Raw genomic sequence first — 25,342 nt, 5'->3', positions numbered from 1 at the left:
GGCTCACACAGTGCCCGGGTCCACCAGCCCGGTCCGGATGCCCCACAGCGCCACCTGGAGCCGGTCCCTGGATCCTGACTTCTGCATGAGCCCGGTCAGGTGGTATTTGACGGTTGTGGGCTCCACATAGAGCTGGCGTGCGATCTCCGAGTTCGACAGCCCCTGGCTCAGCAGCCTCAGCACATCCAGTTCGCGCGCCGTCAGGGATACCTCCTCGGACCCGCCGCCCGGGTGGGGCACTTTCGTCACCCCAGGGGACGTGTCGGCTCCCGCTCCCGGTGCCATCCGGACTGACGCGACGCTGCCACCCACTCCGGAGGTCGCCGCAGGACCCCTGCCGCCGGCGTCCTCGCCGGTGCCTCCCTGGACAGAGCGCGGCGAACGGCTGGCCAGCTCATGCAGGATGCGGCGGGTGACCCGCTGATCGAGGGTCCCGTCTCCTGCCGCCACGGAGCGGACGGCGCCCAGCAGCGTCGCCTCGTCGGCGCCCTTGAGGAGGAAACCGGCTGCGCCGGCCTCCAGCGAGGCCAGGACGTCGTCGTCGATGTCGAAGGTCGTCAGGATGAGCACGTCGGCGGCCACGTCCGGGTCGGAGACGATCGCCCGGGTCGCCTCGATGCCATCGACGCCCGGCATCCTGATGTCCATGCAGACGACGTCGGGCTGCAGGCTACGGGCCAGTTTGACCGCCTCGGCACCGTCGGCGGCCTCGCCGACGACGTCGATGTCCTCCTCAGCTCCCAGGATGACGCTGAGCCCAGCCCGGACGACCGCCTGGTCGTCGGCGATGACGAGACGAATCATGGGCTGCTGCCTTTCTTCTGCCCTTGCGCTTTCTTCTTCTCTTGCCTCTGTCCTGGTCAGTTCACTGTCCGGCCGCTTTCCCGGTGCCCCGGGTGCGATGACTGCTGCCGTTAAAGGCCTGTGTATCGATGATATTTGACGACTGCACTAAGTGCGATTCAGGTAATGGCAACGGACCCGGGGTCCTCGGGGTTCGCAGGCGCAACGGGGGTGGGTGGAAGCCGGTTGTTTCCCGTCGGAATAACGAGGTGGTTGTACCAGCCGCCGTCAGGCCGCGGCCCGGCGCTGAGCCGGGCTCCCACCAGGGCGGCTCGCTCCGCCATGCCGGACAGGCCGTGCCCCTCACGGTCCTCCCCGCGATCCATGGGCACCGTCCCCTCGGGTGGGGTGCTATTGCTCACCGTGATGCTCACGCGCTTCTCCTGGTGGACGATGAGCACCTGGCAGGGAGCTCCCGGTGCGTGCTGGGCGCTGTTGGCCAGCGACTCCTGGACCATGCGGTAGGCGACAGTCTCCGCCAGGGGGCCGGGGGACTGGGGGTCGCCGAGCGTCGTGTAGTCGACGTGCTGCCCGCGGCTGCGCGCATCCGCGATGAGGTCGGCAATGGCGCTCAGCGACGGCACCGGCCGCTGCTCGGCGTTCGCCACTGGTTCCTTCTCGCCCTCGCCACGTAGCAGGCCGACCGTGCGGCGCAGATCAGCCAGCGCCGTACGCGCGCTCTCCTGGGCGGTCTGCAGCATCTGGCGGGCCCGCTCGGGGTCGATGCGGGTCAGAGCAGAGGCTGCCTGGGTGGCGATGATGACGCCGGAGAGGTGGTGTCCGGCGATGTCGTGGACGTCCCGGGCCAGGGCATTGCGGCTGGCAGTCAGCTCACGCTCCAGCCGTCCTCGCCGGTCCCGCTCCAGCAGCTCAGCTTTCTCCTCCAGGGCCTGGTTCAGGAGCTCGCGGCCGAGCATGTACCTGCCCAGCGCAGCCGGAGCGACGTACATCAGCAGGGCACTCGCTACCTGCCCGACGAGGATCACGGTGAGTCCGAGACGGGCCGTGTACACCACAGCCACCATCACGATCACGGCGCAGGAAATGCCGACGACGACAATGAACCACAACTGGGCTATCTGGTAGCGGGCCAGCCACCACACGGCGAACATGACCGGCGCCGTCCCTATCCCAATCGTCCCGCCACTGCCAGCGACAGTCACCAGATACATGACGATGGCGGCGATGAGCACCGTGCGCGGAAGATACGGCAAACCGACCAGCAACACCGACTGGAGGCAGGCGCATGCGAAGTAGGAAACCGCTCCATCGAATATTCCGAACGTGTAGAGGAGCTCCTGAGCCGGATCCGCCAGCATAATGCCGAGGTACATGATGGGCAGGATCAGGCACACCGCCGCCGCGACCCATGCGAGTCGCGGCGGCGTGCGCATCGGGGCGGCTGAACCGGGCATGTCCTGAGTCAAACACAGACGGGGGATCATCATGCCCTGAACATCCAGGTCCGGCAGAGTTCTCACCCTTGGCGCTTGCACATCAGAGAGTCGACGGCGTCGGACATCAGCTTCTGCTTCTGCTGGAGAGCCGCTCTGTCAGTGGGGTCAGAGAGGAGCGCTGGCCCCCAGGCTGTGCCGGCGGTGGTGACAGTGGTGCCGTCGGGGCCGACCATGTTCTGGGTGACGTAGCCGGGGAGGCCGCCGTTGTGTCCCCAGGCTTCGCCGCCGCAGCTGAGGGGCATGGAGAATATGCCCAGCCCATAACCGTGATTAGGCTGCCCTGTATCGACGGTTTTCTTCATCTCGGCGATGGAGTCTTGGGTGAGGAGGGTGCCGTTGAAGGTTGCCTGGATGAACGTGCCTAGTTCGCTGGGGGTGGAGATCATGGCTCCTGCGCCGCCAGCCCAGGACGGGTCCATGCGGGTGATGTCCTTCCATTCCTCAGCTGAGGAGTTGCGGTGGTAGCCGTGGGGATGTGTGCCGCGGATGTCTTCCTCTCCGGGGCCCGGGTAGTAGGTGTGTGAAAGCCCCAATGGTTCGATGATGCGCTGGGTGATCTGTTCTGCCAGAGGTCGGTGGGTGACCTTCTCAGCTAGCAGCGATAGTACGATGTAGTTGGTGTTGGTGTACTTGAACTGGCTGCCGGGTTCGAAGGCTGCGGGATGGGTCAGGGCGATGTCGATCAGGTCCCGGGGTGAGTAGTAGATGTCTCGGTTTTCGAAGACTTTGTCCTCCAGCCCGATGTAGTCGGTGTATTCGGGGAGTCCGCTGGTGTGTTGCAGGAGTTGGCGCACCGTGATTTTCGAGGCGTCGATGCCTTCCCCGTGGATTAGGCCTGGGAGGTAGGTTTCGATGGGTTCGTCGAGGGTGATTTTGCCTTCTTGGACGAGTTGCAGGATCACTACTGCTACGAAGGTTTTGGTGTTGGAGCCGACCCGCACCTCACCGTCCAGGGGTGGAGCTTCGCCGGTCTCCAGGTTTCCTACACCTGCGGCTGCGCCGATGGTGTTGCCATCCTTGTCGCGTACGGCTGTCAGAGCTGCCGGGAAGCCGCCATCGACCAGGCTTTGTGTGGCTGACAGCACCTGTTCCTTCTCGGCTGATGAAGCTGATCCAGTCGCCACGGGTGACGGGGTCTCCGAAGCTCCAGGTGTCGACGGATCGGCCACAGCCACACTGGGGCTGTGCAATCCGAAGGCGCTCGCGCCTATCACGGCTGCCAGCGACACTGCCACCGATCGCGACAGGAACGAGCCCCGGAACACCCCTTTGCCAGACCGGGTGGCTTTGCGTTTCGGAGCAGCGGATGTGGTTGCAGAGTTCTTTACATTGATCATGAAACCAGCCTGGCAGCGGCCACCCCTCCTGCACCCCGGCCGCGAGAACAGTATGTGTTTCCTCCAAAAGGACCTGTCCAAATGGACAGGGTGCCTATGCTCTGATGGGTATCAGGCAAAAGGCCGGGACTCTATAGGGTCCCGGCCGGAATGCAGGTTCTGCGGGCAGAGATCGCCTCCTCAGCGGTAGCACAGCAGGGAGTCGACGGCGTCAGGCATCAGTTTTGCTTTCTGCAGCAGAGTTTCCATATCGGTGGGATCAGAGACGAGCCCATGCGGCATGGCCGTGACGGTGAGGGCCACAGCGGTGCCGTCGGGGCTGACCATGTTGTAGCTGCCGTAGCCGTGGATACCGCCGCTATGTCCCCAGGCCTCGCCACCACAGCTGAGGGACATGGGGAATATGCCCAAACCGTAGCCGCCCATCCATATTTCAGGATGGTCTGTGTCGACAGTTTTCTTCATTTCGGTGATGGAGTCCTGGTTGAGAAGGGTTCCATCAAAGGTGGCTTGGATGAACTTGGTTAGTTCGCTGGGTGTGGAGATGATGGCTCCTGCGCCGCCGGCCCAGGAGGGGTCTATGCGGGTGATGTCCTTCCATTCCTCGGTGGGGGTGTTGCGGTGGTAGCCGTGGGGGTGTGTGCCGCGGATGTCTTCCTCGCCTGGGCCCGGGTAGTAGGTTCGCGAAAGCCCCAGTGGCTCAACAATCCGCTTGTCGATCTGCTCTGCGAAAGGCCGATGCTCCAACCGCTCTGCCAGCAAGGTTAGCACGATGTAGTTGGTGTTGGTGTATGTGAATTGGCTGCCCGGTTCGAAAGCTGCTGGCTTACCCAGGGCAACATCGAGCAGGTCCCGGTGTGAATAGTAGTTGTCCTTGACCTGGAAGATGTCTTTTTCAAGAACCAGCGTATCGTGATACTCGGGCAGCCCGCTGGTGTGCTGTAGGAGTTGGCGGACGGTGATCTTGGTGCCGTCGATGCCTTCCCCGTGGATTAGGCCTGGGAGGTAGGTTTCGATGGGTTCGTCGAGGGTGATTTTGCCTTCTTGGACGAGTTGCATGAGCACCACTGCCACGAAGGTTTTCGTGTTCGAGCCGGCCCGCACCTCACCGTCGAGGGGTGGGGCTTCGCCGGTTTCCAGGTTCCCTGTGCCTGCGACTGCGTTGGTGGTGTTGCCTTGAGGATCACGCACTGTAGCCAAGGCAGCTGGATACCCGGCGTCCACCAAGCTCTGTAGTGCTGCCAGTATCCTTTTCTTCTCAACAGGTGATGCGGAGTTGTTCATCGAATCTTTCATGAAACCAGCCTGGCAGCGGCCGCCCCTCCTGCACCCCGGCCGTGAGAACAGTATGTGTTCGTCCACCCTGTCCAAATGGACAGGGGTGCCTTTGATATGACGGGTATCAGGCAAAGAGCCGGGACCCTATGGGGTCCCGGCCGGAATGCACGTTGGGCGGGTAGGGATTTCCTCCTCAGCGGTTGCACAGCAAGGAGTCGACGGTGTCACGCACCAGCTTCCCCTTCTGCTGGATGGCCGCGGTGTCGGTGGGATCGTCCACGATGGCATCTGGTGGGGCGGTTACGGTGAGAGCCATGGCGGTGCCGTCAGGGCCGACCATGTTGTAGCTGCCGTAGCCGGGGATACCGCCGCTGTGTCCCCAGGCCTCGCCGCCGCAGCTGAGGGGCATGGAGAATATGCCCAGGCCGTAGCCGCTCCCGGGAACACCAATCAGATCACTGGCTTCAACGGTCTTCTTCATCTCAGTAATGGAGTCCTGGTTGAGGAGGGTGCCGTTGAAGGTGGCTTGGAGGAACTTGGTTAGTTCGCTGGGGGTGGAGATCATGGCTCCTGCGCCGCCTGCTGCGGATGGGTCCTGCCGGGTGATGTCCTCCAGCTGCCCCTGGTTGTTCCTCGTGTAGGCGTGGGGGTGTGTGCCGCGAATGTTTTCTTCTCCGGGACCCGGCAGGTAGGTGTGGGTGAGTCCGAGGGGTTCGATGATGCGTTTGGTGATCTGTTCTGCTAGGGGCCGGTGGGTGACTTTCTCGGCTAGCAGCGATAGCACGATGTAGTTGGTGTTGGTGTACTTGAATTGGCTGCCGGGCTCGAAAGCCGCCGGTTTGCTCAGGGCAAGATCGAGCGTGTCTCTCGCTGAGTAGTACTTGTCACGGTTGGCGAAGGGGTCATCAAGGCCGATCTGGTCGCTGTATTCGGGCAAGCCGCTGGTGTGCTGCAGCAGCTGGCGGACGGTGATCTTCGAGCCGTCGATGCCTTCCCCGCGGATTAGGCCTGGAAGGTAGGTTTCGATGGGCTCGTCGAAGGTGATTTTGCCTTCCTGGACGAGTTGCATGGTCACCACGGCGGTGAAGGTCTTCGAAATTGAGCCGATCCGGACTTCACCGTCCAGGGGCGGGGCCTCACCGGTTTCCAGGTTCCCCTTGCCGACGGCGACGCCGACGGTGCTTCCATCGGCTTTCGTGACTGCGGCCAGGGCCGCCGGGAAACCGGCGTCCACCAGGCCCTGTGCTGTCGCTGTGATGCGGGCTTTCTCGGCGGACTCCGTCTCGGAGGCTGAGGTGGAAGCAGAAGCCGAGGCGGAGGCTGATTCGGTGGGGTCCGGTGGGGCTGCCATGGCTACCTCTGGAGCGTGCATCATCAGGGCACCGGCTCCCATGACAGCGGCCACCGGGAGCGCCAGGGACCGCAGCAGGAACGAGCCGCGAGGCTTGCGCAGGCTGATGGTCTCGGTGGTCGACGCAGTGGATAGTGCAGAGTTTCTGATTGTTTTTCTCATGGTTCCAGCGTCGCAACGCCACCCGGCCCTTCGCCCCCGCCGTAGGAACAGTGTTGTTCTATCCGAAAGAGAGCAGCGTCCCCCTATCCAAGGGATAACGCCGTGGGCCGGTGGAGTCGCAGGAGTGCAGTAGGTGGGTGTCTTCTTAGCGGTTGCAGAGCGTGGAGTCGACCGCCTGCAGACCGAGCTGGTATTTCTCAATGGCGCTACTGGGATCATCTGCAATGGCCGTTGTCAGGGCGGTGACCGTAACGGTCACGGCGGTGCCATCAGGCCCCACCCCGTTAAAGGTGGTGTAGCCGGGGATGCTGCCAGCATGTCCCCAGGCTGTGCCTCCGCAACTGAGCGAGGTGCTGATGATGCCCAGGCCATAGTGGTCTACGCCTGTTTCGGGCTGCCCTGCGTCGACGGTTTTCTTCATCTCGGCGATGGAGTCCTGGCTCAGAAGGGTGCCATCAAGGACGGCTTGGAAGAACTTGTTCAGCTCGCTGGGGGTGGAGATCATGGCTCCCGCGCCGCCGGCCTCTGAGGGGTCCTTGCGGGTGATGTCCTCCAGCTCGCCTTGTGAGTTGCGGTGATAGCCGTGGGGGTGTGTGCCTCGGATCTCTTCTTCGCCGGGGTTCGGGTAGTAGGTGTGGTTCAGCCCGAGGGGCTCGGTGATGCGTTTGGTGATCTGCTCAGCCAGAGGCCGGTGGGTGACCTTCTCTGCCAGCAAGGACAACATGACGTAGTTGGTGTTGGAATATTTCCACTGGCTGCCAGGAGCGAAATCCGCTGGTTTCTTCAGGGCAAAGTCGAGCAGGTCCCTGGGAGAGTAGTAGTTGTTGCGGTTGGCGACGGGGTCCTCGTGGCCGGTCTGGTCGGTGTATTCGGGTAGTCCGCTGGTGTGTTGCAGGAGTTGGCGCACGGTGATTTTCGAGCCGTCGATGCCCTCGCCTTTCAGCAGGCCGGGTAGGTAGGTTGCCACCGGCTCATCCAGGCTGATTGTGCCCTCCTGAACCAGCTGCAGGATCACCACCGCGGTGAAAGTCTTTGTGCTAGAACCGATGCGGACTTCACCGTCCAGAGGCGGGGCTTCCCCAGTTTCCAGGTTTCCCTTGCCGACCGCGACGCCGACGGTGCTTCCATCGGCTTTCGTCACTGCGGCCAGAGCCGCCGGGAAACCGCCATCGACCAGGCTTTGCGCAGCGGACAGCACCTGTTCCTTCTCGGCTGGTGAGCCTGATCCTGTCACTGCGGGTGACGGGGTCTCCGATGTTCCTGGTATCGACGGATCAGCCACGGCCACCCCAGGCGCGTGCAGCATGAGGGTGCCGGCTCCCATGACAGCGGCCACCGGCAGCGCCAGGGACCGCAGCAAGAAAGAACCACGCGGCTTCTGTCCTCCGGTGGCCTCGGTGGCCGGGCCGGTGAGCGACGCAGAGGTTTTTGTCATGTTTCTCATGGCTTCAGCGTCGCAACACCACCCTGACCTTCACCCCCACCGCAGGAACAGTGTTTTCTGCCGGGAGAACCTGTCCGAACGGATAGCCTGCGCCTCTGGTGTGTCAGGTGCGCTGGGCGTCGTGAGTCAAGCACAGGCGAGGGATCGTTATGCCGTGAACATTCAGTCTCAGCAGAGTTCTCACCCTTGGCGTTTGCACAGCAGGGAGTCGACGGCGTCAGGCATTAGCTTTGCCTTCTGCTGGACAGCTGCGGTGTCGCTGGGATCTACGATCGCCTGCAGCGGCGCGGTGCCTGCGATGGTGACGGCGGTGCCGTCGGGGCCGACCATGTTCTGGGTGGTGTAGCCGGGGATACCGCCGCTGTGTCCCCAAGCGGTACCGCAGCTGAGGGGCATGCTGAATATGCCCAAGCCATAACCGCTTCCAGGAACACCGCTCAGATTGCTGGTGTCGACGGTTTTCTTCATCTCGTTGATGGAGTCTTGGGTGAGGAGGGTGCCGTTGAGGGTGGCTTGGATGAAGGTGCCTAGTTCGCTGGGGGTGGAGATCATGGCTCCCGCGCCGCCGGCCCAGGAGGGGTCCATGCGGGTGATGTCTTGCCAATTCTCGGTGGGGGTGTTGCGGTGGTAGCCGTGGGGATGTGTGCCTCGGATCTCTTCTTCGCCGGGATTGGGATAGTAGGTGTGCGCTAGTCCGAGGGGCTCGGTGATGCGCTGGGTGATCTGCTCGGCCAGGGGCCGGTGGGTGACCTTCTCAGCCAGCAAGGTCAACACGATGTAGTTGGTGTTGGTGTACCTGAATTGGCTGCCTGGTTCGAAGGCTGCTGGTTTGCTCAGGGCGACATCGAGTAGGTCGCGGGTTGAGTAGTAGTTGTCTCTGATCTGGAAGATGTCGGTCTCGCCAGGAACAGTGTCGGTGTATTCGGGGAGGCCGCTGGTGTGTTGCAGGAGTTGGCGGACGGTGATCTTGGCGCCGTCGATGCCTTCGCCGTGGAGTAGGCCTGGGAGGTAGGTTTCGATGGGTTCGTCGAGGGTGATTTTGCCTTCTTGGACGAGTTGCAGGATCACCACTGCTACGAAGGTTTTGGTGTTGGATCCGATGCGGACTTCGCCGTCGAGGGGTGGGGCTTCGCCGGTTTCCAGGTTTCCTGTGCCTGCGGCTGCGCCGATGGTGTTGCCGTCCTTGTCGCGTACGGCTGTCAGGGCTGCTGGGTAGCCGCCATCGACCAGGTTTTGTGCGGCTGACAGCACCTGTTCCTTCTCGGCTGATGAAGCTGATCCAGTCGCCACGGGCGACGGGGTCTCCGAGGCCCCAGGCGTCGACGGATCGGCCACCGCCACCCCAGGCGCGTGCAGCATGAAGGTGCCGGCTCCCATGACGGCGGCCACCGGGAGCGCCAGGGAGCGGAGCAGGAAGGAGCCGCGGGCCCTGTGCCTGTCGGTGCTTTCGGTGGCCGGATCGGTGAGCGACGCAGAGGTTTTTGTCGTGTTTCTCATGGTTTCAGCGTTGCAGCGCCACCCGGCTATTCGCCCCGGCCGCAGGCACAGTGTTGTTTTATCCGAAAGAGAGCGTTGCTTTATCCGAAAGAGAGCAGCATTGTCTTATCAAGGGTTAGTGCGTGGGCCGGTGGAGTTGCAGGACAGCTGGAACTCCACCGGCCCATCAACCATCGCTCTGCAGTGGGAAGGGGTCTCTTTAGTGGTTGCAGAGCGTGGAGTCGACCGCCTGCAGACCAAGCTGGTATTTCGCGATGGCGTTGTTGGGGTCGTCCACAATGGCAGATGGCAGGGCGGTGACGGCGACGGTCACGGCGGTGCCATCAGGCCCCATGCCATTGAAGGTGCCGTAGCCCTCGATGCTACCGCCATGCCCCCAATAGGAGCCGCCACAGCTGAGTGGATAGTTGATGAGACCCAGACCGTAGCCATTCCCGAGCGCGCCTCCGGTGTCGACGGTCTTCTGCATCTCGGCGATGCTGTCCTGGTTCAGGAGGGTGCCGTCAAGGATGGCTTGGAGGAATTTATTGAGTTCGGTGGGTGTGGAGATCATGGCTCCTGCCCCGGTGGCTACGGAGGGATCCATGCGGGTGATATCTTCCAGCTGTCCCTGGCTGTTTCGCTCGTAGCCTTGAGGGTGTGTGCCGCGGATGTTCTGTTCGCCGGGGCCCGGGTAGTAGGTGTGTGAAAGCCCCAATGGCTCGATGATCCGCTGGGTGATCTGTTCGGCCAGGGGCCGGTGGGTGACCTTCTCGGCCAGCAGCGACAACACAAGATAGTTGGTGTTGGTGTACTTGAACTGGCTACCAGGCTCGAATAGTGCGGGATGGCTCAGAGCGACGTCGAGGCAATCCCTCTGCGAATAGTAGACATCCCGGTTGGCGAAGGGGTCATCAAGGCCGATCTTGTCGTTGTATTCGGGTAGTCCGCTTGTGTGCTGTAGGAGTTGGCGGACGGTGATTTTCGAGCTGTCGATGCCTTCGCCGTGGATTAGGCCTGGGAGGTAGGTTTCGATGGGTTCGTCGAGGGTGATTTTGCCTTCTTGGACGAGTTGCAGGATGACCACGGCGGTGAAGGTTTTGGTGTTGGATCCGATGCGGACTTCGCCGTCGAGGGGTGGGGCTTCGCCGGTTTCCAGGTTTCCCTTGCCGACGGCGACGCCGACGGTGCTTCCATCGGCTTTCGTGACTGCGGCCAGGGCCGCCGGGAAACCGGCGTCCACCAGGCCCTGTGCTGTCGCTGTGATGCGGGCTTTCTCGGCGGATTCGGCGGATGCTCCGGTTTCAGAAGCAGAGGGGGAGGGCGAGGCGGACGGGGACGCAGAGGCGGAAGCAGAGGTGGAGGCTGATTCGGTGGGTTCTGGTGGGGCTGCCATGGCTACCTCTGGAGCGTGCAGCATGAAGGTGCCGGCTCCCATGACGGCGGCCACCGGCAGTGCCAGAGAGCGCAGTAGGAAGGAGCCGCGGGACTTGTGCCCGCTGATGTGCTTGGCGGATGGTGCGGAGTTCTTCGTTGTGTTTCTCATGGCATCAGCGTCGCAGCGCCACCTGGCCGTTCGCCCCCGCCGCAGGAACAGCATCACCCTGTCCAAAAGGACAGCGTTGGTATCTGGTGGGGTTCCAGCCGTCCGCTGCAACCCTGTTCAGGTGTTCTGGAAGTCGCAGCCGTCTTCGGCCACTATCGGGTTGCAACAGATGTGCTGCTCCCGCAGCCGCAATTAGCGCGACTGCGGGAGCAATAAGGTCCTTGCTGATATGTTCTCAGCGGTTACACAGCAGGGAGTCGACGGCTTTCAAACCGAGTTGGTTCTTTTCCTGCGAAGCTGCTGTGTCATGAAGGTCGGCGACGAAGGTTTGGGGTAGAGCAGTCACCGCGATGGTGACAGCGGCCCCATCGGGGCCGACAGCGTCGTAGGTCTGGTAGCCGTGAATGGTGCCGCCATGCCCCCAAGCGGTGCCTCCGCAGCTGAGTGGGTAGTTGATGAGACCCAGACCGTAGCCATTCCCGTGCGTGCCTCCGGTGTCGACGGTTTTCTTCATCTCGGCGATGCTGTCCTGGTTCAGGAGGGTGCCGTCGAAGGTGGCCTGGAAGAACTTGTTCAGCTCGCTGGGGGTGGAGATCATGGCTCCCGCGCCGCCGCCCCACGACGGATCCATGCGGGTGATGTCCTTCCAGTCCTCAGTTGGGGTGTTGCGGTGGTAGCCGTGGGGGTGTGTGCCGCGGATGTTCTGTTCGCCGGGGCCCGGGTAGTAGGTGTGTGAAAGCCCCAATGGCTCGATGATCCGCTGGGTGATCTGTTCGGCCAGGGGCCGGTGGGTGACCTTCTCGGCCAGCAGCGACAACACAAGATAGTTGGTGTTGGTGTACTTGAACTGGCTACCAGGCTCGAATAGTGCGGGATGGCTCAGAGCGACGTCGAGGCAATCCCTCTGCGAATAGTAGACATCCCGGTTGGCGAAGGGGTCATCAAGGCCGATCTTGTCGTTGTATTCGGGTAGTCCGCTTGTGTGCTGCAGGAGTTGGCGGACGGTGATTTTCGAGCCGTCGATGCCTTCGCCGTGGAGTAGGCCTGGGAGGTAGGTTTCGATGGGTTCGTCGAGGGTGATTTTGCCTTCTTGGACGAGTTGCAGGATCACTACTGCTACGAAGGTTTTGGTGTTGGATCCGATGCGGACTTCGCCGTCGAGGGGTGGGGCTTCGCCGGTTTCCAGGTTTCCCTTGCCGACGGCGACGCCGACGGTGCTTCCATCGGCTTTCGTCACTGCGGCCAGAGCCGCCGGGAAACCGGCGTCCACCAGGCCCTGTGCTGTCGCTGTGATGCGGGCCTTCTCGGCGGATTCGGCGGATGCTCCGGTTTCAGAAGCAGAGGGGGAGGGCGAGGCGGACGGGGACGCAGAGGCGGAAGCAGAGGTGGAGGCTGATTCGGTGGGCTCCGGCGGGGCAGCGATGGCTGCGTTTGGGCTGTGCAACATGAAGGCGCCGGCTCCCATGACAGCGGCCACCGGCAGTGCCAGGGAGCGCAGTAGGAAGGAGCCGCGGGACTTGTGCCCGCTGATGTGCTTGGCGGATGGTGCGGAGTTCTTCGTTGTGTTTCTCATGGCATCAGCGTCGCAGCGCCACCTGGCCGTTCGCCCCCGCCGCAGGAACAGCATCACCCTGTCCAAAAGGACAGCGTTGGTATCTGGTGGGGTTCCAGCCGTCCGCTGCAACCCTGTTCAGGTGTTCTGGAAGTCGCAGCCGTCTTCGGCCACTATCGGGTTGCAACAGATGTGCTGCTCCCGCAGCCGCAATTAGCGCGACTGCGGGAGCAATAAGGTCCTTGCTGATATGTTCTCAGCGGTTACACAGCAGGGAGTCGACGGCTTTCAAACCGAGTTGGTTCTTTTCCTGCGAAGCTGCTGTGTCATGAAGGTCGGCGACGAAGGTTTGGGGTAGAGCAGTCACCGCGATGGTGACAGCGGCCCCATCGGGGCCGACAGCGTCGTAGGTCTGGTAGCCGTGAATGGTGCCGCCATGCCCCCAAGCGGTGCCTCCGCAGCTGAGTGGGTAGTTGATGAGACCCAGACCGTAGCCATTCCCGTGCGTGCCTCCGGTGTCGACGGTTTTCTTCATCTCGGCGATGGAGTCTTGGCTCAGGAGGGTGCCGTCGAAGGTGGCCTGGAAGAACTTGTTCAGCTCGCTGGGGGTGGAGATCATGGCTCCCGCGCCGCCGCCCCACGACGGATCCATGCGGGTGATGTCCTTCCAGTCCTCAGTTGGGGTGTTGCGGTGGTAGCCGTGGGGGTGTGTGCCTCGGATGTCTTCCTCTCCGGGGCCCGGGTAGTAGGTGTGTGAAAGCCCCAATGGCTCAACAATCCGCTGGGTGATCTGCTCGGCCAGGGGCCGGTGGGTGACCTTCTCGGCCAGCAGCGACAACACAAGATAGTTGGTGTTGGTGTACTTGAACTGGCTACCAGGCTCGAATAGTGCGGGATGGCTCAGAGCGACATCGAGTAGGTCGCGGGTTGAGTAGTAGTTGTCTCTGATCTGGAAGATGTCGGTCTCGCCAGGAACAGTGTCGGTGTATTCGGGGAGGCCGCTGGTGTGTTGCAGGAGTTGGCGGACGGTGATTTTCGAGCCGTCGATGCCTTCGCCGTGGAGTAGGCCTGGGAGGTAGGTTTCGATGGGTTCGTCGAGGGTGATTTTGCCTTCTTGGACGAGTTGCAGGATCACTACTGCTACGAAGGTTTTGGTGTTGGATCCGATGCGGACTTCGCCGTCGAGGGGTGGGGCTTCGCCGGTTTCCAGGTTTCCCTTGCCGACGGCGACGCCGACGGTGCTTCCATCGGCTTTCGTCACTGCGGCCAGAGCCGCCGGGAAACCGGCGTCCACCAGGCCCTGTGCTGTCGCTGTGATGCGGGCCTTCTCGGCGGATTCGGCGGATGCTCCGGTTTCAGAAGCAGAGGGGGAGGGCGAGGCGGACGGGGACGCAGAGGCGGAAGCAGAGGTGGAGGCTGATTCGGTGGGCTCCGGCGGGGCAGCGATGGCTGCGTTTGGGCTGTGCAACATGAAGGCGCCGGCTCCCATGACAGCGGCCACCGGCAGTGCCAGGGAGCGCAGTAGGAAGGAGCCGCGGGGCTTGTGTCTGCTGATGTGCTTGGTGGCTGGTGCAGTGGATGATGTGGACTTGCTGGTTGTGTTTCTCATGGCATCAGCGTCGCAGCGCCACCCGGCCCTTCGCCCCCGCCGCAGGAACAGGATCACCTGTCCAAAAGGACAGCGCCCGCGAACCTCAGGCGTGCAAATGCTCCTTGTGCTCCTTGGCGACCTCCTCCGACTCCAGCTGCAGCGTGCAGTGCTCGATGCTGACTTCGTGGTGTGTGGTCAGGCAATCCTGGATCTCGGAGAGGATCTCCTGGGAATGGCCGTCGCTGAAGCACTCGTCGGATAGCACCACATGGGCGGTCAGGACGGGCAGGTCGGTGGAGACGACGGAGGCGTGGAGGTCGTGGACGTCCTTGACGTGCGGGTGCTCCGCCATGTGCTCCCTCACCTTGGTCAGGTCGAGTCCGCTGGGGGTAGCTTCCAGCAGGATCGACCCCGACTCCTTCAGTAGCTTCAGCGCTCGCGGCACGATCAGCACGGCGACCAGGAGGCCAGCAACGGTGTCGGCGCGGGTCCAGCCGGTCAGGGCGATCACGGCGGCGGAGACGATCACCGCCACCGACCCGAGCGCGTCGTTCAGCACCTCCAGGAAAGCAGCCCGCATGTTCAGGTTGCTGTCCTTGCCGCCGAGCAGCACCATCAGCGACGCGACGTTGCCGAGCAGGCCGACCACACCGATGAAAGCGACCCCGCCGGCCTCCACCTCTGGGGGAGCGAAGAGCCTGCCGACGCCCTCGAAGATCGCATACCCGCCGACGCACAGCAGGATTGCGGACTGCGCACCCGCCGACAGCACCTCGGCGCGCTGCCAGCCCCAGGTGTGCTGCTCCGACGGCGGCCGTTTCATCAGCGTCGCCGCGATGAGGGCCACCACCAGGCCCATGGAGTCGGTCAGCATATGCCCGGCGTCGACCAGCAGCGCCAGGCTGTCCGTGACGATCGCGCCGACGACCTCGGCGATGAAGATCACGCCGGTGATCCCCAGGGCGATCCCGAGGCGCTTCCGGTTCGTCGATCCGTGCGCGTGATTGTGATTGTGACCATGGCCATGTCCGTGGGTGTGGGAGCTCTTCTCGTGGCTGTGATGGTCGTGCGGTGCGGCGCTGTGCTCGTGGGCTGCGTCGTGGTGGTTGCTCATTGCGCGTCGTCTTCCGGTTCGCAGGTGACTGGGACTTCGCCGGTGGCGACCAAGAGGTCGTCGGCGGCTGCCAGGAGGTTGGTGATCAGTTCTGGCTCGGCCAGGGAATAGAAGGTGGCGCGTCCCCTCACGCGCGCGGTCAGCAGGCCGCTGTCGCGCAGCCCCCTGACGTGGGCGGACACCGTCGACTGTGCTAGCCCCAGGTGCTTGACGAGGTCGGCGACCCGGTGCTCGGACAGCATGAGGTGTTTGACGATGGCCAGCCGGTTCGGGTCGGCCAGGGACCGGAACAGCGTTGCCGCCGTGTCGGTCTCGGGGTGCGCGGACCCTGCCTCAGTCATCGTCATGGAACGATGATAACGTTTCTGAGCGATGAATGCTAGGGGTTTTGGCGACGGATATCGCCGTGTACTCTCCATCAGGTAAGCCCCACCTTGGCTGGACGGAGAACGGCATGGGAAACCCCTGGGAGATCTACGACGCACTCATCGACGCGATCCCGGAGGAGGTGACCCTGACAACGGTCAATGTCGGCGCGCAGTGGACCCGGGTCATCAACTCGGCCGGTGGCATCGGCATGGCGTGGACGATGAACGTCAAATCCCGTCCCGACATCTTCCCCGGCGTCACCCTCGACGGCGCGCCGCTGCGGGAGGCCGCCCAGCTGGTGCGCAGCTGGAACCTGGCGGAGAGCTCCATTGGGCAGGCCGCCATCAACTCCTGGCACAGCACCCCGGAGGTCGCTGAGGCCAACGGCTTCGTCCCCACCGGCGAGGGCATCAACTGGGGCATGGTCTTCGACCCCTACGCCACGGACGTCACCGGCAAGAAGGTCGCCGTCATCGGGCATTTCCCCTTCGCCCAGAAGGCCCTCGAAATGGCGGGGGAGTACATCTGCCTGGAGCGCAACCCACAGCCCGGCGACTACCCGGACTCCGCCTGCGAATACCTCCTACCTGAGTGCGACTACGTCTTCATCTCCGGTTCGGCCTTCGTGAACAAGACCGCGCCGCGCCTGATCGAGCTCTCCCGCAACGCCTACACCGTGCTGGTTGGCCCGTCCGTCCCGCTGAACCCGGTACTTTTCTCCTACGGCGTCGACACCATCACCGGTTTCGTCTCGCCCCATCCCCAGCAGCTGGATCGGGCCCTGGCGGGCGTCAACATGAAGGGCATGTTCGCTGCTGGCCACCGCGTCCACCAGCACCGCCCCGCAGCCTGAGATCCGTCACCCGAAAGGAAACCCCATGGCCGACCCGAGCCTGACCGATATCACGGTGCCCATCAACACCCCCGACGCCTTCGGTGCGCCGGAGGTGTCCTCCACCGGGACGATGACCGTCATCGACTCGATCGCCACGGCCCCTCAGACAGACCCGTCGCGCAGCCGGCCCGGGGTGCGCAGGCACCTTCAGGGCGATGGCGCGAATGTCATCCTGATGAACTTCGCCCCCGGTCAGCGTCTCGACGACCACCAGGCAGCGCACCCCATCACCGTGCAGTGCGCCCAGGGCAGGCTGCTGTTCACCTGTGGCGACGAGGTCGTGGAGATGCGTCCCGGCGTGGTGCTGCACCTCACCAGCCACCTGACCCACCGGGTCGACTGCCCGGCCGACGCCCCCGAGAAGAACGTCCTGATCCTGACCATGCTCACCGGGGAACGCCACCAGTAATAGACCGTTGTCAATGGCAGGTTCCAGGGTAGCCAGGAGCTGGCTGAGAAGGTGACGGACCAGCACAGCGTCTACGGCATCCCGATGCACTGGTTGAGTATCGTGATCGGCGCCGGCTGCCTAGTCTTCCTGGTGCTCTCGATGTTCAGGTCCTAAATCTGTATCTGTCCTAATCCGTATCTGCTGAGGACGTGGGACGGAGGAACTGGAACAGCGGGGTCTCGTCGCCCTCAGGGTGGAGAATGCGCACCTCCACGCCGTAGACCTCGCGGATCAGGTCGGCGGTCAGCACCTCGGCTGGTTTGCCCAGGCAGACCGCCCGTCCCTGGTGGATGACCAGCACCTCGTCGCAGAAGCTGGTCGCGAGGTTCAGGTCGTGCAGCGCGACCACGACACTCACCCCCGACTCCCTCAGCGTCGCGAGGATCTCCAGCTGATGCGAGATATCGAGGTGGTTGGTCGGCTCGTCGAGCAGCATCAGCTGCCCCTCCTGGGCGAATGCCCGCGCCAGGTGGGCGCGCTGCTGTTCGCCACCCGAGAGGGTCTGCCAGTCCCGGGTCAGCAGATGCTCGATCCCGGTGCGCCTCGCGGCATCCGCCACGACTTTGCGGTCCTGGGGGTTGGGACCGGCCCAGCGGCGGCGGTGTGGGATGCGTCCCAGGTCGATGACGTCCTGGACGGTGACGTCCTGGTCCGTGGTCGCTTTCTGCTGCACCACCGATATCCGCTGGGCGATCTGCGTCGGTGTCCACTGCGCGTAGGGGCGGTCGCCCAGGATGATCTCCCCGGACCGTGGCTGGATGGTGCGGGCCAGCATACCCAGCAGCGTCGACTTGCCCGACCCGTTCGGTCCGAGCAGCCCCAGGATCCGGCCGGGCATGGCTGGGACGCTGATGCCGTCCACGATGATGGCGTTGCCAGCGGTCCAGGTCAGATCTTCTGCTTCTAGTTTCATCGTTTCCTGGTCCTAGCGAGAATGGTGGCGAAGATCGGCACACCCACCAGCGCGGTGATCACACCCACCGGCACCTCCAGCGGGGCGAAGGCGGCGCGCGCGATGGTGTCGGCCCACAGTAGGAAGATCGCCCCGAACACCGCCGACACCGGCAGCAGGGCCCGGTGCCGCGATCCGACGAGCAACCGCGCGATGTGCGGCAGCACCAGTCCGACGAACCCGATGGCGCCCGACGAGGACACCACCACAGCCGTCATTAACGCCGCCCCGCCCAGCAGGATGATCCGGGTGGCGTGCACCGAAACCCCCAGCGTCGCGGCCTCCTGCTCGCCGAACATGAAGGCGTCCAGTGACCCGGCCATGAACATGGTCAGCAGGAGAAACCCAGCCAGCACCGTCGCCGAAAGCGCCACGTCAGTCCAGGAGACGCTCGCGAACGAGCCCATCAGCCAGTACAGGACTCCCCGGGTGGTGTTGGCGTCCGCGCCGACCATGATGATGAACGACGTCAGGGCCGAGAACCCCTGGGTGACGGCGATGCCTGCCAGCACGATCTTGTCGGTGGTGCCGCCCGCCAGGCGGGACAGTCCCAGCGTCGCGGCGAAGGCCGCCAGAGAACCGACGAAGGCGCCCGCGGGGAAGCTCACCAGCCCGCCGCCAAGCCCCATCACCAGGATCAGCACAGCGCCCGTGGAGGCTCCCGACGAGACACCCAGCAGATACGGCTCGGCCAGTGGGTTGCGCAGCAGCGACTGCATGATCACACCGCACAGGCTCAGCCCGGCGCCGGCGGCCGCCGCCAGCAGGACCCGCGGCAGGCGCAGGTCCCAGATGGTGGCGACCCGCAGCGGGGTCAGGCCCGGATCCGGTCCGAAGCCGAGCTTGTGCGCGAGCACGTCCCAGACATTCCCGACGCTCAGGTCGGAGGGTCCGAAGCTGATGGCCGTCACTATCGACAGCAGCAGCACCCCGATGCCGACGACGACCACTACCGCCGCCGGGAGCCTACGGGCGCGTCTCTGCGTGGCCTGGGATGGGCTCACTTGAGTCCGAACTGCTCTATCCCGGCGACGAGCTTCTCCGTCAGGTCGACGGTCCGGATCGACGGGTTCATGTCGCCACCCGCGACCCTGATGAAGCGCTCATTCTTGACCGCGTCCATCTGCGCGGTGACAGCATTGCTCTTCAGGAAGGCGATCTTCTCGTCGGCGGCATCGGCCGTCTGGCTCTTGCGGGTCAGGTCACCCATCACGATGATGTCGGGATTCTTGTCAGCCACGTCCTCCCAGCTGACCTGCGGCCACTCGTCCTTCTGGTCGGAGTAGATGTTGGTGACGCCGAGCTGGTCGGAGACGAACTGCGATGCGCCCGAGCCGCCCGCCACATAGGGCGCCTCGGAGTTCGCGAACCAGAACAGCACCTTGACCGGCTTGCCACCCTTCTGAGCGATGGCCTTCTCCAGTCGCGACTTCAGCTCGTCATTGACCTGCTTGCCCTTGTCGGGGACGCCGTGGATCTTCGCCAGCTCCTCGACCTCCTGGTACACCTTGTCGATGGTGAACTTCTCCTCCGGTGCGTCGTCGCCGCTCTTCTTGCCGCACTGGTTCGGGGCCAGGTAGGCGGGGACCCCCAGCGACTCGTACTTCTCGTAGCTGCCGGCGTTCTTGTCGTTCAAGGTGCTGGGGAAGGACGCGGTCACGAAGTCGGGTTCCTTGGCGGTGACGGCCTCCAGCGACGGGCCACTGTCGGAGATCCGCTCCACCTTGCTGTTCGCCTCTTCGAGGGACGGCAGCACCGGGTCGGTCCAGGTCGCGGTGCCCACCATTGTGTCTGCCACCCCCAGCGACAGCTGGATCTCGGTGGACGACTGGTTCAGCGACACCGTCCGCGTCGGAGCTTTCTGGAAGGTCAGCTGGTGACCGCAGTTCTCGATGGTCAGCGGGAAACCAGCGCTCTCGCTCGAGGTGTTTTGTGCGCTGCTTGACCCAGATGTGGTCTGCTGGCCGCTGCCGGCGCAGCCACCGACCAGCAGAGTGGAGACCAGGGCTAGGGATACGAGGGGCCGCTTGAGATGCATGAAGGGGTCCTTAAGGGGTGCCGACGGCAGTTCACAGAAAATCTCGGGTCACCTGGTGACAGGCTTCGAGTCTGCACGAAGGCTAACCTTAGAATTAGCCCTTGTCGAGACCTCCGTTCAGCTATGAGACGGACGCAGCAGGGGATACAGAATGGTCTCCCGGATGCCGGCCCCCGGCTTGAGCAGCATCACGAGACGGTCGATGCCCAGCCCCATGCCGCCCATCGGCGGGGCGCCGTATTCAAGGGCTTCCAGGAAATCGTCGTCCAGCTGCATCGCCTCCGGGTCGCCTGCGGCGGCGGCCAGCGACTGCGCCACCAGCACCTCGCGCTGGATCACCGGGTCGATCAGCTCCGTGAAACCGGTGCCGCGTTCCATGCCGCCGATGATCAGGTCCCAGGCCTCCACCTTCCCGGGGTCCGAGCGGTGGGGGCGAGCCAGCGGCTGCGCCACCGACGGGTAGTCGCACACGAACGTCGGCTGGATCAGGCCGGGTTCCACGAGGTCGCCGAACAGCTCCATCGCCAGCTTCCCGGCCGGCCACTTCGGGTCGTACTCCACCTCGCGCTCGTCCGCGATGGCCCGTAGCTCCTCGACGCCGGTCTCGACGGTGATCTCGCGGCCCAGCTCCTGGCTCAGCCCGTCGAAGAACGCCAGCCAGCGCCACTGGCCGTCGAGGTCGATGGTGCCCTTCTCGGTCTCCACCTGCCGCGAGCCGGTGGCGTCGGCGGCGGCGACGATGATGTCCTGGGTGAGCTGTGCGATCGTCCACTGGTCGCCCCACGACTGGTAGGCCTCCAGCATGGTGAACTCCGCCGAGTGTGACGAGTCGATGCCCTCGTTGCGGAACACCCGTCCCATCTCGAAGACGCGGTCCGCGCCGCCGACCATGGTGCGCTTCAGGTGCAGCTCCAGCGCGATCCGAAGGCTCATGTCGATGCCGAAGGCATTCAGATGCGTCGTAAACGGGCGCGCCGCGGCGCCACCGTGCACGAGCTGCAGCTGCGGGGTCTCGACCTCCAGGTAGCCCTGCTCGTGCAGCGTCTCCCGGATCGCGCGGGTGATGGCGGAGCGGGTCCGCACCATCTCCCGGGCCTCCTCGCGGGCGATGAGATCGACGTAACGGCGGCGGACCCGCGACTCCTCCGACAGCTCCTTGTGCAGCACCGGCAGCGGCCGCAGGGCCTTCGACGCCAACCGCCACTCCTTGGCCATCACCGACAGCTCCCCGCGTTTGGAGGAAATCACTCGACCCTCCACCCAGACGTGATCGCCCAGGTCGACGTCGGACTTCCACGCGGCGAGGGCCTGCTCGCCGACCTCCGCCAGCGACAGCATCACCTGCAGCCGCTCGCCGTTGTCCCCGGGGGTGAAGCCGTCCTGCAGCGTCGCGAAGGCCAGCTTGCCTGTGTTGCGGATGAACACGACCCGGCCACCGACCGTCACCACATCGCCGGTCTCCTCGCCAGCCTCCAGGTGTCCCCAGCGTTCCCGCACCGCCGCCAGGGTGTGGCTGCGGCTCAGATCCGCGGGGTAGGGCTGCGTACCGGCAACCAGCAACCGCTCCCGCTTCTCCTTGCGGACCACAGTCTGCTCAGAGTCGGCGGGATCAGGGGCTTGAGTACGCGCATCGGTCACGTGAGGGGAGTCTACCGGCACCAGACGACGAGATCCCGCCGACAGAGATCCGGTCAGCCCTGCACCATGCGCATAAAGCGCAGCACATCCCACCTCCTGGAATCCTCCCGGAATTTTCTGGGATTCCTCCCCGGGGCGGGCTGTGTTATCTAGGATCAGTTGCATCCTCCTGTTCTGGGGGTTGTGGTGCACCAATGGAGGTGTGGGTGATGGTTCGGTCGGGTATGCGGATTGCTGCTGCTGTGGCGGTGGTGGTTGTGGTGTCAGGGTGTGGAAGTGGCGAGTCTTCTGCTCCGAAGAGTCCCTTAACTTTCGATAGGTCGTCGGTGGCATCGCCGACGATGGTGACGACGTCTGCGTTTCCTGGTCCGTCTCCTTCTAGTGTGTCGCCGCAGCCATCGGAGACGTTCAGTCCGGAGCAGCAGGAGGCTGCTGATCGGGTGATGGAGTATTTCCGGATCCTTGATGAGGTGAGCACGAATCCGGATGCTTCGATTCAGCCGTTGGCGGATATCACTACGGGGCAAACGCAGGTACTCGATACGCGGCAAGTTGGTGAGTATCGCAGCAAAGGCTGGGTGCAGACAGGAGTCATTAAGGTGCATATCAAAGGAGCTGCGGAAGCAACTGAGGTAGATGATTCTCAAATGGTAGAAATCCAAGCCTGTACCGACAGCAGGGAAGTAGAAATTATCGATTCAAAGACTAGTGAGAAAGTTTTGAACCCTGTTCGCCCACGGACCGTGGCTTGGCAGATTCAGGTGGTCAAGCCGGCGACGGTGTGGCTGATTGGTGCTATTACTAGCGAAGCAAGTTCAGGATGCTAATCATGTGCCAGAAGCTAAGTCTCTTAATAGTCTTTTTATTGATCGCAATCCAACTGCCTTTTACCCAAGCAAACGCTGAAATCCGCTGCACAGAGGTGGGCAGGTATGGTGTTTGTGAGCTTGAGGTGGGGGCTCCAGGGCATTCGGGTGGGTCTGGTGGTTCGCAGTCTGGGGGTTCTGGGGGGTCGGGGGAGCAGAGGTGTTATCACTATGACGGTAAGACTGAGGTTCCTTGCCGTATTGATGGTGGGCAGTGGGATCTTGAGCATATGTGTTATGTCAGGCCGGCTGATCCGCAGCCACCGAAAACGGATCCGATCTGGACCGGGCACAGTGGCGGGGTGGTGATGAGCTGTAATGTCGCTGGGAACTCTCCCTACAATTATTGGGCACCCGGCCCTGAAGAAGCTCAGCCCCCGGATCCTGCGGATTTAGCCAAAATCGCGGTAGAACGCATGGAGTTGCGGCCGGTGGGGATGGGGATGTGGCCGGATCGGATTGAGGGCTTCCCCGGCCGGCACACGCTGGTGGGGTGGCGTAACTGGATGTGGGTCACTGACCCGGCTCCTAACACGTGGGGGCCGATTGTCAAGACCGCGTCGCAGGACGGCTATAGCGTCACCGCCACCGCCAGCGTCACTCGTCTGGACTGGGATATGGGCGATGGCCACCACAAAACCTGCGGCAAAGGAATACCACACCCAGCAAACAAAACCCGGGATGAGGCATCACCGTTCTGCGGCTACCAGTACCCCAAGCGCGGCACATACACAGTCACCGCCACCAGCTACTGGACTATTGTCTGGTCCGGGATGGGACAAACCGGCACCATCAAGCTCGAGTTGTCGTCCCAGCTGGAGGTGAATGTGATCGAAGCCCACGTGGTCACCATCCCCGACCGTAATAGCCGCCCCACCACCACACCCAGCCGACGACGGTGAATATCGGAACACCAGCACCACCCATAGGAATTCCCGCAGGCACCGTCACCCCTCATATAGCAAGCGGGAAAGCGGTAGAAGATCTTCAGAACTTAACGGGTGACTATGTGGCTTAGCGATCAGTCGCTACCCCAGGCGACCACGGCCCGGATGCCGTCGTGCGTGACCTCCCACGTCACCTGGGACAGGTCTGGCACGTGCACGTCGGCGTGCAGGACATCGGGGGAGTGGGTGCTGAGGATCCCGAGGACGGGGAAGCCGCCGGCCCGGGCGGCTGCGATCCCGGCGAGCGAATCCTCCACCACGAGAGCCCGCGACGGCTCCACGCCGAGTTGTTCGGCGGCCAGCAGGAAGGAGTCAGGAGCGGGTTTGCCGTTGGCCACCTGGTCGCGGGTGACGACCACTCGGGGCAGCGGCAGGCCCGCCGCAGCCATCCGGGCATCGAGCAGACGCCGCGTGCAGGACGTCGCAACCGCCACCGCGCCGGCGGGCAGCACGCGCAGCGTCTCCGCGGCACCCGGCATGGCCGCAACCCCCGCGGTGTCGGTGACCTCCAACTCCTCGATGCGAATCGCCGCAGCCGACCAGCGGTCCTCCGCGACCAGCGCCTTCGTCAAGGCCCTGCTGGGCATGCCCAGATACGTGGGAAGCTTCTCCAGGTCGACGTCGAACTCCTCAGCCCAGGTGGCGTAGGCGCGGAGCATGGCCGCGTGTGAGTCAACGATGGTGCCGTCATGGTCCAAGATCACGGCGTCGAACGAACCGACGACGTGCTGCCAGCCCATCAGGTCACTTCCAGAACGTCGCCAGCATGAACGACGAGATGATCAACCCGAGGGCGATCAGAATGTTCCATTCGCCCAGCGACCGCATGAAACCGATGTAGGTGCCAGCCAGATTCCAGGTCACCATCCACATCACACCCAGCAGCCCGACGGTGCAAAAGAGCCACGGCACCCACCGGCGTTCCGTCCCACCGGCGATGCGCTTGCGCTCCTTACGCTCCTTGCGAGTCTTCGCTAGCTCCTCGGCCTGCTCTTTGCGCGTCTTGCTCTTGGCTTCCTTGCGCACCTTGGACTCGGGCACCGCGCCCCTCCTTTCAATCTCCTCGTGCCAAGGGTAGTGGAGTCACACGGGTGGGAACACATCCGGTGCCGCGGGCCGCGTAGGGTTGGCCCATGAAAAACGGTCGACTGCTCCGTCTCCTGAGGCGCATCAGGCGTCCCCGCGGTGAAGGGCAGCCCCGGAGTCTGCGGGGCCGGGTCGGCACAGGGGTGATCTGCATCCTGGCCGGGACGATGCTCACCGCCTCTGCGTTCGCCGCCCGCGGCACCGACCTGCGCTCCGACCGCAACACCTCGCTGCGCGGCTTGATCGCAACGCAGGCGCAGCGCAACGAGCAACTGAGCCGCGACGTCAGCAAGGTCCGGTCCGAGCTGGACGCCCTCGGACATCAGCAGGGCGCGTCCCCGGAACTGGAGCAGCAGCAGAGGACAGCGGCGGAACAGGCCTCGACGACCGCCGTCGCCGGTCCCGGCCTGCGCGTGACGCTCACCGACGCCCCCGCCGACGTGAAACCCGCGGGAGTCGACGACGACGCCCTGGTGGTGCACCAGCAGGACATCCAGGCTGTCGTGAACGCCCTCTGGAAGGGCGGAGCGGAGGCAGTCAGCATCCAGGGGCAGCGGATCATCTCCACCTCCGGGATCAAATGCGTCGGCAACTCCGTGATCCTGCACGGCATTCCCTACGCCCCGCCCTACGTCATAGAGGCCATCGGCCCCGGCGACCGGATGAGCACCGCCCTGGAGTCCTCCCGGGCGTTGATCGTTTACCGGCAGTACGCCGACGCCTACGGCCTGGGATACAGCGTGGCCAAAGAGTCGTCCCTGTCGCTTCCCGCCTTCCAGGGCGCCTTGAGAGTGACCCACGCCAAGCGCAGCTAGCGGCCCCTTCCAGCAGTCCGGTTTGCTGGTCCTGATCTGGGTTTGCTGGCCTTATTCACGTTTGCCTGTGCTGTGACGCCAGCAAATGCGAATAGAGCCAGCGAAACGGCGATAGGGCCAGCGAAAAGCGCCCA

23 protein-coding genes are annotated in these 25,342 nt (G+C 63.8%); 5 read left to right on the top strand and 18 right to left on the bottom strand.

The features are described from left to right. Positions 1-3: 3 nt before the first annotated feature. The 12 genes from SK1NUM_RS12885 to SK1NUM_RS12830 form a co-directional block, all read right to left on the bottom strand. Positions 4-804: a response regulator transcription factor gene (locus tag SK1NUM_RS12885; protein WP_212322757.1), complete on the bottom strand. Its 801-nt coding sequence runs from the start codon at positions 802-804 to the stop codon at positions 4-6. 158 nt (positions 805-962) lie between these two features. Next, positions 963-2,258, bottom strand: coding sequence for a sensor histidine kinase (locus tag SK1NUM_RS12880; RefSeq protein ID WP_212322753.1), 1,296 nt, complete (start codon positions 2,256-2,258; stop codon positions 963-965). A gap of 62 nt (positions 2,259-2,320) precedes the next feature. Continuing rightward, positions 2,321-3,637 (bottom strand): serine hydrolase domain-containing protein, encoded by a 1,317-nt coding sequence (locus tag SK1NUM_RS12875; RefSeq protein ID WP_212322750.1) that lies wholly within the window; start codon positions 3,635-3,637, stop codon positions 2,321-2,323. Positions 3,638-3,817: 180 nt separating this feature from the next. Then, entirely contained in the window at positions 3,818-4,933 is a 1,116-nt protein-coding gene (locus SK1NUM_RS12870; protein WP_212322746.1) for a serine hydrolase domain-containing protein, read from the bottom strand. 175 nt (positions 4,934-5,108) lie between these two features. Beyond that, entirely contained in the window at positions 5,109-6,428 is a 1,320-nt protein-coding gene (locus tag SK1NUM_RS12865; protein WP_212322744.1) for a serine hydrolase domain-containing protein, read from the bottom strand. A 145-nt stretch (positions 6,429-6,573) separates the two neighbouring features. Then, complete coding sequence (locus tag SK1NUM_RS12860) at positions 6,574-7,872, bottom strand: serine hydrolase domain-containing protein (protein ID WP_212322728.1); 1,299 nt, start codon at positions 7,870-7,872, stop codon at positions 6,574-6,576. 180 nt (positions 7,873-8,052) lie between these two features. Further along, a complete protein-coding gene (locus tag SK1NUM_RS12855) occupies positions 8,053-9,369 on the bottom strand; it encodes a serine hydrolase domain-containing protein (protein ID WP_212322725.1) in 1,317 nt (438 codons plus the stop codon). A gap of 199 nt (positions 9,370-9,568) precedes the next feature. Beyond that, positions 9,569-10,894 carry a serine hydrolase domain-containing protein gene (locus SK1NUM_RS12850; RefSeq protein ID WP_212322722.1) on the bottom strand — a complete coding sequence of 442 codons (1,326 nt, stop codon included), beginning with the start codon at positions 10,892-10,894 and terminating at the stop codon, positions 9,569-9,571. 235 nt (positions 10,895-11,129) lie between these two features. Next, positions 11,130-12,467: a serine hydrolase domain-containing protein gene (locus SK1NUM_RS12845; protein WP_212322707.1), complete on the bottom strand. Its 1,338-nt coding sequence runs from the start codon at positions 12,465-12,467 to the stop codon at positions 11,130-11,132. A 235-nt stretch (positions 12,468-12,702) separates the two neighbouring features. Beyond that, the gene (locus SK1NUM_RS12840; protein WP_212322705.1) at positions 12,703-14,055 is read right to left on the bottom strand and encodes a serine hydrolase domain-containing protein; all 1,353 of its coding nucleotides are present in this window, start codon (positions 14,053-14,055) and stop codon (positions 12,703-12,705) included. A gap of 85 nt (positions 14,056-14,140) precedes the next feature. Then, positions 14,141-15,151 (bottom strand): cation diffusion facilitator family transporter, encoded by a 1,011-nt coding sequence (locus SK1NUM_RS12835; protein ID WP_212322702.1) that lies wholly within the window; start codon positions 15,149-15,151, stop codon positions 14,141-14,143. Further along, on the bottom strand, positions 15,148-15,498 hold the full coding sequence (locus SK1NUM_RS12830) for an ArsR/SmtB family transcription factor (RefSeq protein ID WP_223927596.1): 351 nt from the start codon (positions 15,496-15,498) through the stop codon (positions 15,148-15,150). The genes SK1NUM_RS12835 and SK1NUM_RS12830 overlap by 4 nt, the downstream gene beginning before the upstream one ends. Before the next feature lie 107 nt (positions 15,499-15,605). Here SK1NUM_RS12830 and SK1NUM_RS12825 point away from each other — a divergent pair, with 107 nt between their 5' ends. Both SK1NUM_RS12825 and SK1NUM_RS12820 read left to right on the top strand, forming a co-directional pair. Further along, complete coding sequence (locus SK1NUM_RS12825; protein WP_212322697.1) at positions 15,606-16,373, top strand: Rossmann-like domain-containing protein; 768 nt, start codon at positions 15,606-15,608, stop codon at positions 16,371-16,373. Positions 16,374-16,398: 25 nt separating this feature from the next. Then, on the top strand, positions 16,399-16,824 hold the full coding sequence (locus SK1NUM_RS12820; protein ID WP_212322695.1) for a cupin domain-containing protein: 426 nt from the start codon (positions 16,399-16,401) through the stop codon (positions 16,822-16,824). A gap of 169 nt (positions 16,825-16,993) precedes the next feature. Here SK1NUM_RS12820 and SK1NUM_RS12815 read toward each other — a convergent pair whose 3' ends face one another. From SK1NUM_RS12815 to lysS, 4 genes are all read right to left on the bottom strand, one after another. Further along, complete coding sequence (locus SK1NUM_RS12815) at positions 16,994-17,779, bottom strand: ABC transporter ATP-binding protein (RefSeq protein ID WP_212322694.1); 786 nt, start codon at positions 17,777-17,779, stop codon at positions 16,994-16,996. Then, entirely contained in the window at positions 17,776-18,822 is a 1,047-nt protein-coding gene (locus SK1NUM_RS12810) for a FecCD family ABC transporter permease (RefSeq protein WP_223927594.1), read from the bottom strand. Before SK1NUM_RS12810 ends, SK1NUM_RS12815 begins: the two co-directional genes overlap by 4 nt. Then, the gene (locus tag SK1NUM_RS12805) at positions 18,819-19,856 is read right to left on the bottom strand and encodes an ABC transporter substrate-binding protein (protein WP_212322692.1); all 1,038 of its coding nucleotides are present in this window, start codon (positions 19,854-19,856) and stop codon (positions 18,819-18,821) included. Before SK1NUM_RS12805 ends, SK1NUM_RS12810 begins: the two co-directional genes overlap by 4 nt. A gap of 117 nt (positions 19,857-19,973) precedes the next feature. Then, positions 19,974-21,494 (bottom strand): lysine--tRNA ligase, encoded by a 1,521-nt coding sequence (gene lysS / locus SK1NUM_RS12800; RefSeq protein ID WP_212322690.1) that lies wholly within the window; start codon positions 21,492-21,494, stop codon positions 19,974-19,976. Between the two features lie 440 nt (positions 21,495-21,934). On the opposite strand from lysS, the gene SK1NUM_RS12795 reads away from it, so the two are divergent. After that, entirely contained in the window at positions 21,935-22,321 is a 387-nt protein-coding gene (locus tag SK1NUM_RS12795; protein ID WP_212322688.1) for a hypothetical protein, read from the top strand. 455 nt (positions 22,322-22,776) lie between these two features. Next, complete coding sequence (locus SK1NUM_RS12790) at positions 22,777-23,262, top strand: hypothetical protein (RefSeq protein ID WP_212322686.1); 486 nt, start codon at positions 22,777-22,779, stop codon at positions 23,260-23,262. A 119-nt stretch (positions 23,263-23,381) separates the two neighbouring features. Here the strand turns inward: SK1NUM_RS12790 and SK1NUM_RS12785 are convergent, their stop codons facing one another. Together SK1NUM_RS12785 and SK1NUM_RS12780 are read right to left on the bottom strand one after the other, a co-directional pair. Beyond that, positions 23,382-24,047, bottom strand: a complete 666-nt coding sequence (locus SK1NUM_RS12785) for an HAD family hydrolase (RefSeq protein ID WP_212322684.1) — start codon at positions 24,045-24,047, stop codon at positions 23,382-23,384. A gap of 4 nt (positions 24,048-24,051) precedes the next feature. Beyond that, entirely contained in the window at positions 24,052-24,348 is a 297-nt protein-coding gene (locus tag SK1NUM_RS12780) for a cell division protein CrgA (RefSeq protein ID WP_212322681.1), read from the bottom strand. Between the two features lie 92 nt (positions 24,349-24,440). Here SK1NUM_RS12780 and SK1NUM_RS12775 point away from each other — a divergent pair, with 92 nt between their 5' ends. Beyond that, positions 24,441-25,208, top strand: a complete 768-nt coding sequence (locus SK1NUM_RS12775) for a DUF881 domain-containing protein (protein ID WP_212322678.1) — start codon at positions 24,441-24,443, stop codon at positions 25,206-25,208. Positions 25,209-25,342: the final 134 nt, after the last annotated feature.

Origin of the sequence: Arachnia rubra, from assembly GCF_019973735.1 — a bacterium.
GTDB classification, from domain to species: domain Bacteria; phylum Actinomycetota; class Actinomycetes; order Propionibacteriales; family Propionibacteriaceae; genus Arachnia; species Arachnia rubra.
This window is presented reverse-complemented; position numbering and strand designations above follow the sequence as displayed.

Coding starts and splice junctions, on each gene's coding strand:
- SK1NUM_RS12855 (WP_212322725.1), bottom strand. CDS start 9,369: ATGAGAAACACGACAAAAACCTCTGCGTCGCTCACCGATCCGGCCACC.
- SK1NUM_RS12825 (WP_212322697.1), top strand. CDS start 15,606: ATGGGAAACCCCTGGGAGATCTACGACGCACTCATCGACGCGATCCCG.
- SK1NUM_RS12880 (WP_212322753.1), bottom strand. CDS start 2,258: ATGCCCGGTTCAGCCGCCCCGATGCGCACGCCGCCGCGACTCGCATGG.
- SK1NUM_RS12820 (WP_212322695.1), top strand. CDS start 16,399: ATGGCCGACCCGAGCCTGACCGATATCACGGTGCCCATCAACACCCCC.
- SK1NUM_RS12850 (WP_212322722.1), bottom strand. CDS start 10,894: ATGAGAAACACAACGAAGAACTCCGCACCATCCGCCAAGCACATCAGC.
- SK1NUM_RS12830 (WP_223927596.1), bottom strand. CDS start 15,498: ATGACGATGACTGAGGCAGGGTCCGCGCACCCCGAGACCGACACGGCG.
- SK1NUM_RS12875 (WP_212322750.1), bottom strand. CDS start 3,637: ATGATCAATGTAAAGAACTCTGCAACCACATCCGCTGCTCCGAAACGC.
- SK1NUM_RS12790 (WP_212322686.1), top strand. CDS start 22,777: ATGGAGTTGCGGCCGGTGGGGATGGGGATGTGGCCGGATCGGATTGAG.
- SK1NUM_RS12775 (WP_212322678.1), top strand. CDS start 24,441: ATGAAAAACGGTCGACTGCTCCGTCTCCTGAGGCGCATCAGGCGTCCC.
- SK1NUM_RS12805 (WP_212322692.1), bottom strand. CDS start 19,856: ATGCATCTCAAGCGGCCCCTCGTATCCCTAGCCCTGGTCTCCACTCTG.
- SK1NUM_RS12815 (WP_212322694.1), bottom strand. CDS start 17,779: ATGAAACTAGAAGCAGAAGATCTGACCTGGACCGCTGGCAACGCCATC.
- SK1NUM_RS12870 (WP_212322746.1), bottom strand. CDS start 4,933: ATGAAAGATTCGATGAACAACTCCGCATCACCTGTTGAGAAGAAAAGG.
- SK1NUM_RS12860 (WP_212322728.1), bottom strand. CDS start 7,872: ATGAGAAACATGACAAAAACCTCTGCGTCGCTCACCGGCCCGGCCACC.
- SK1NUM_RS12865 (WP_212322744.1), bottom strand. CDS start 6,428: ATGAGAAAAACAATCAGAAACTCTGCACTATCCACTGCGTCGACCACC.
- SK1NUM_RS12785 (WP_212322684.1), bottom strand. CDS start 24,047: ATGGGCTGGCAGCACGTCGTCGGTTCGTTCGACGCCGTGATCTTGGAC.
- SK1NUM_RS12835 (WP_212322702.1), bottom strand. CDS start 15,151: ATGAGCAACCACCACGACGCAGCCCACGAGCACAGCGCCGCACCGCAC.
- SK1NUM_RS12845 (WP_212322707.1), bottom strand. CDS start 12,467: ATGAGAAACACAACGAAGAACTCCGCACCATCCGCCAAGCACATCAGC.
- SK1NUM_RS12885 (WP_212322757.1), bottom strand. CDS start 804: ATGATTCGTCTCGTCATCGCCGACGACCAGGCGGTCGTCCGGGCTGGG.
- SK1NUM_RS12840 (WP_212322705.1), bottom strand. CDS start 14,055: ATGAGAAACACAACCAGCAAGTCCACATCATCCACTGCACCAGCCACC.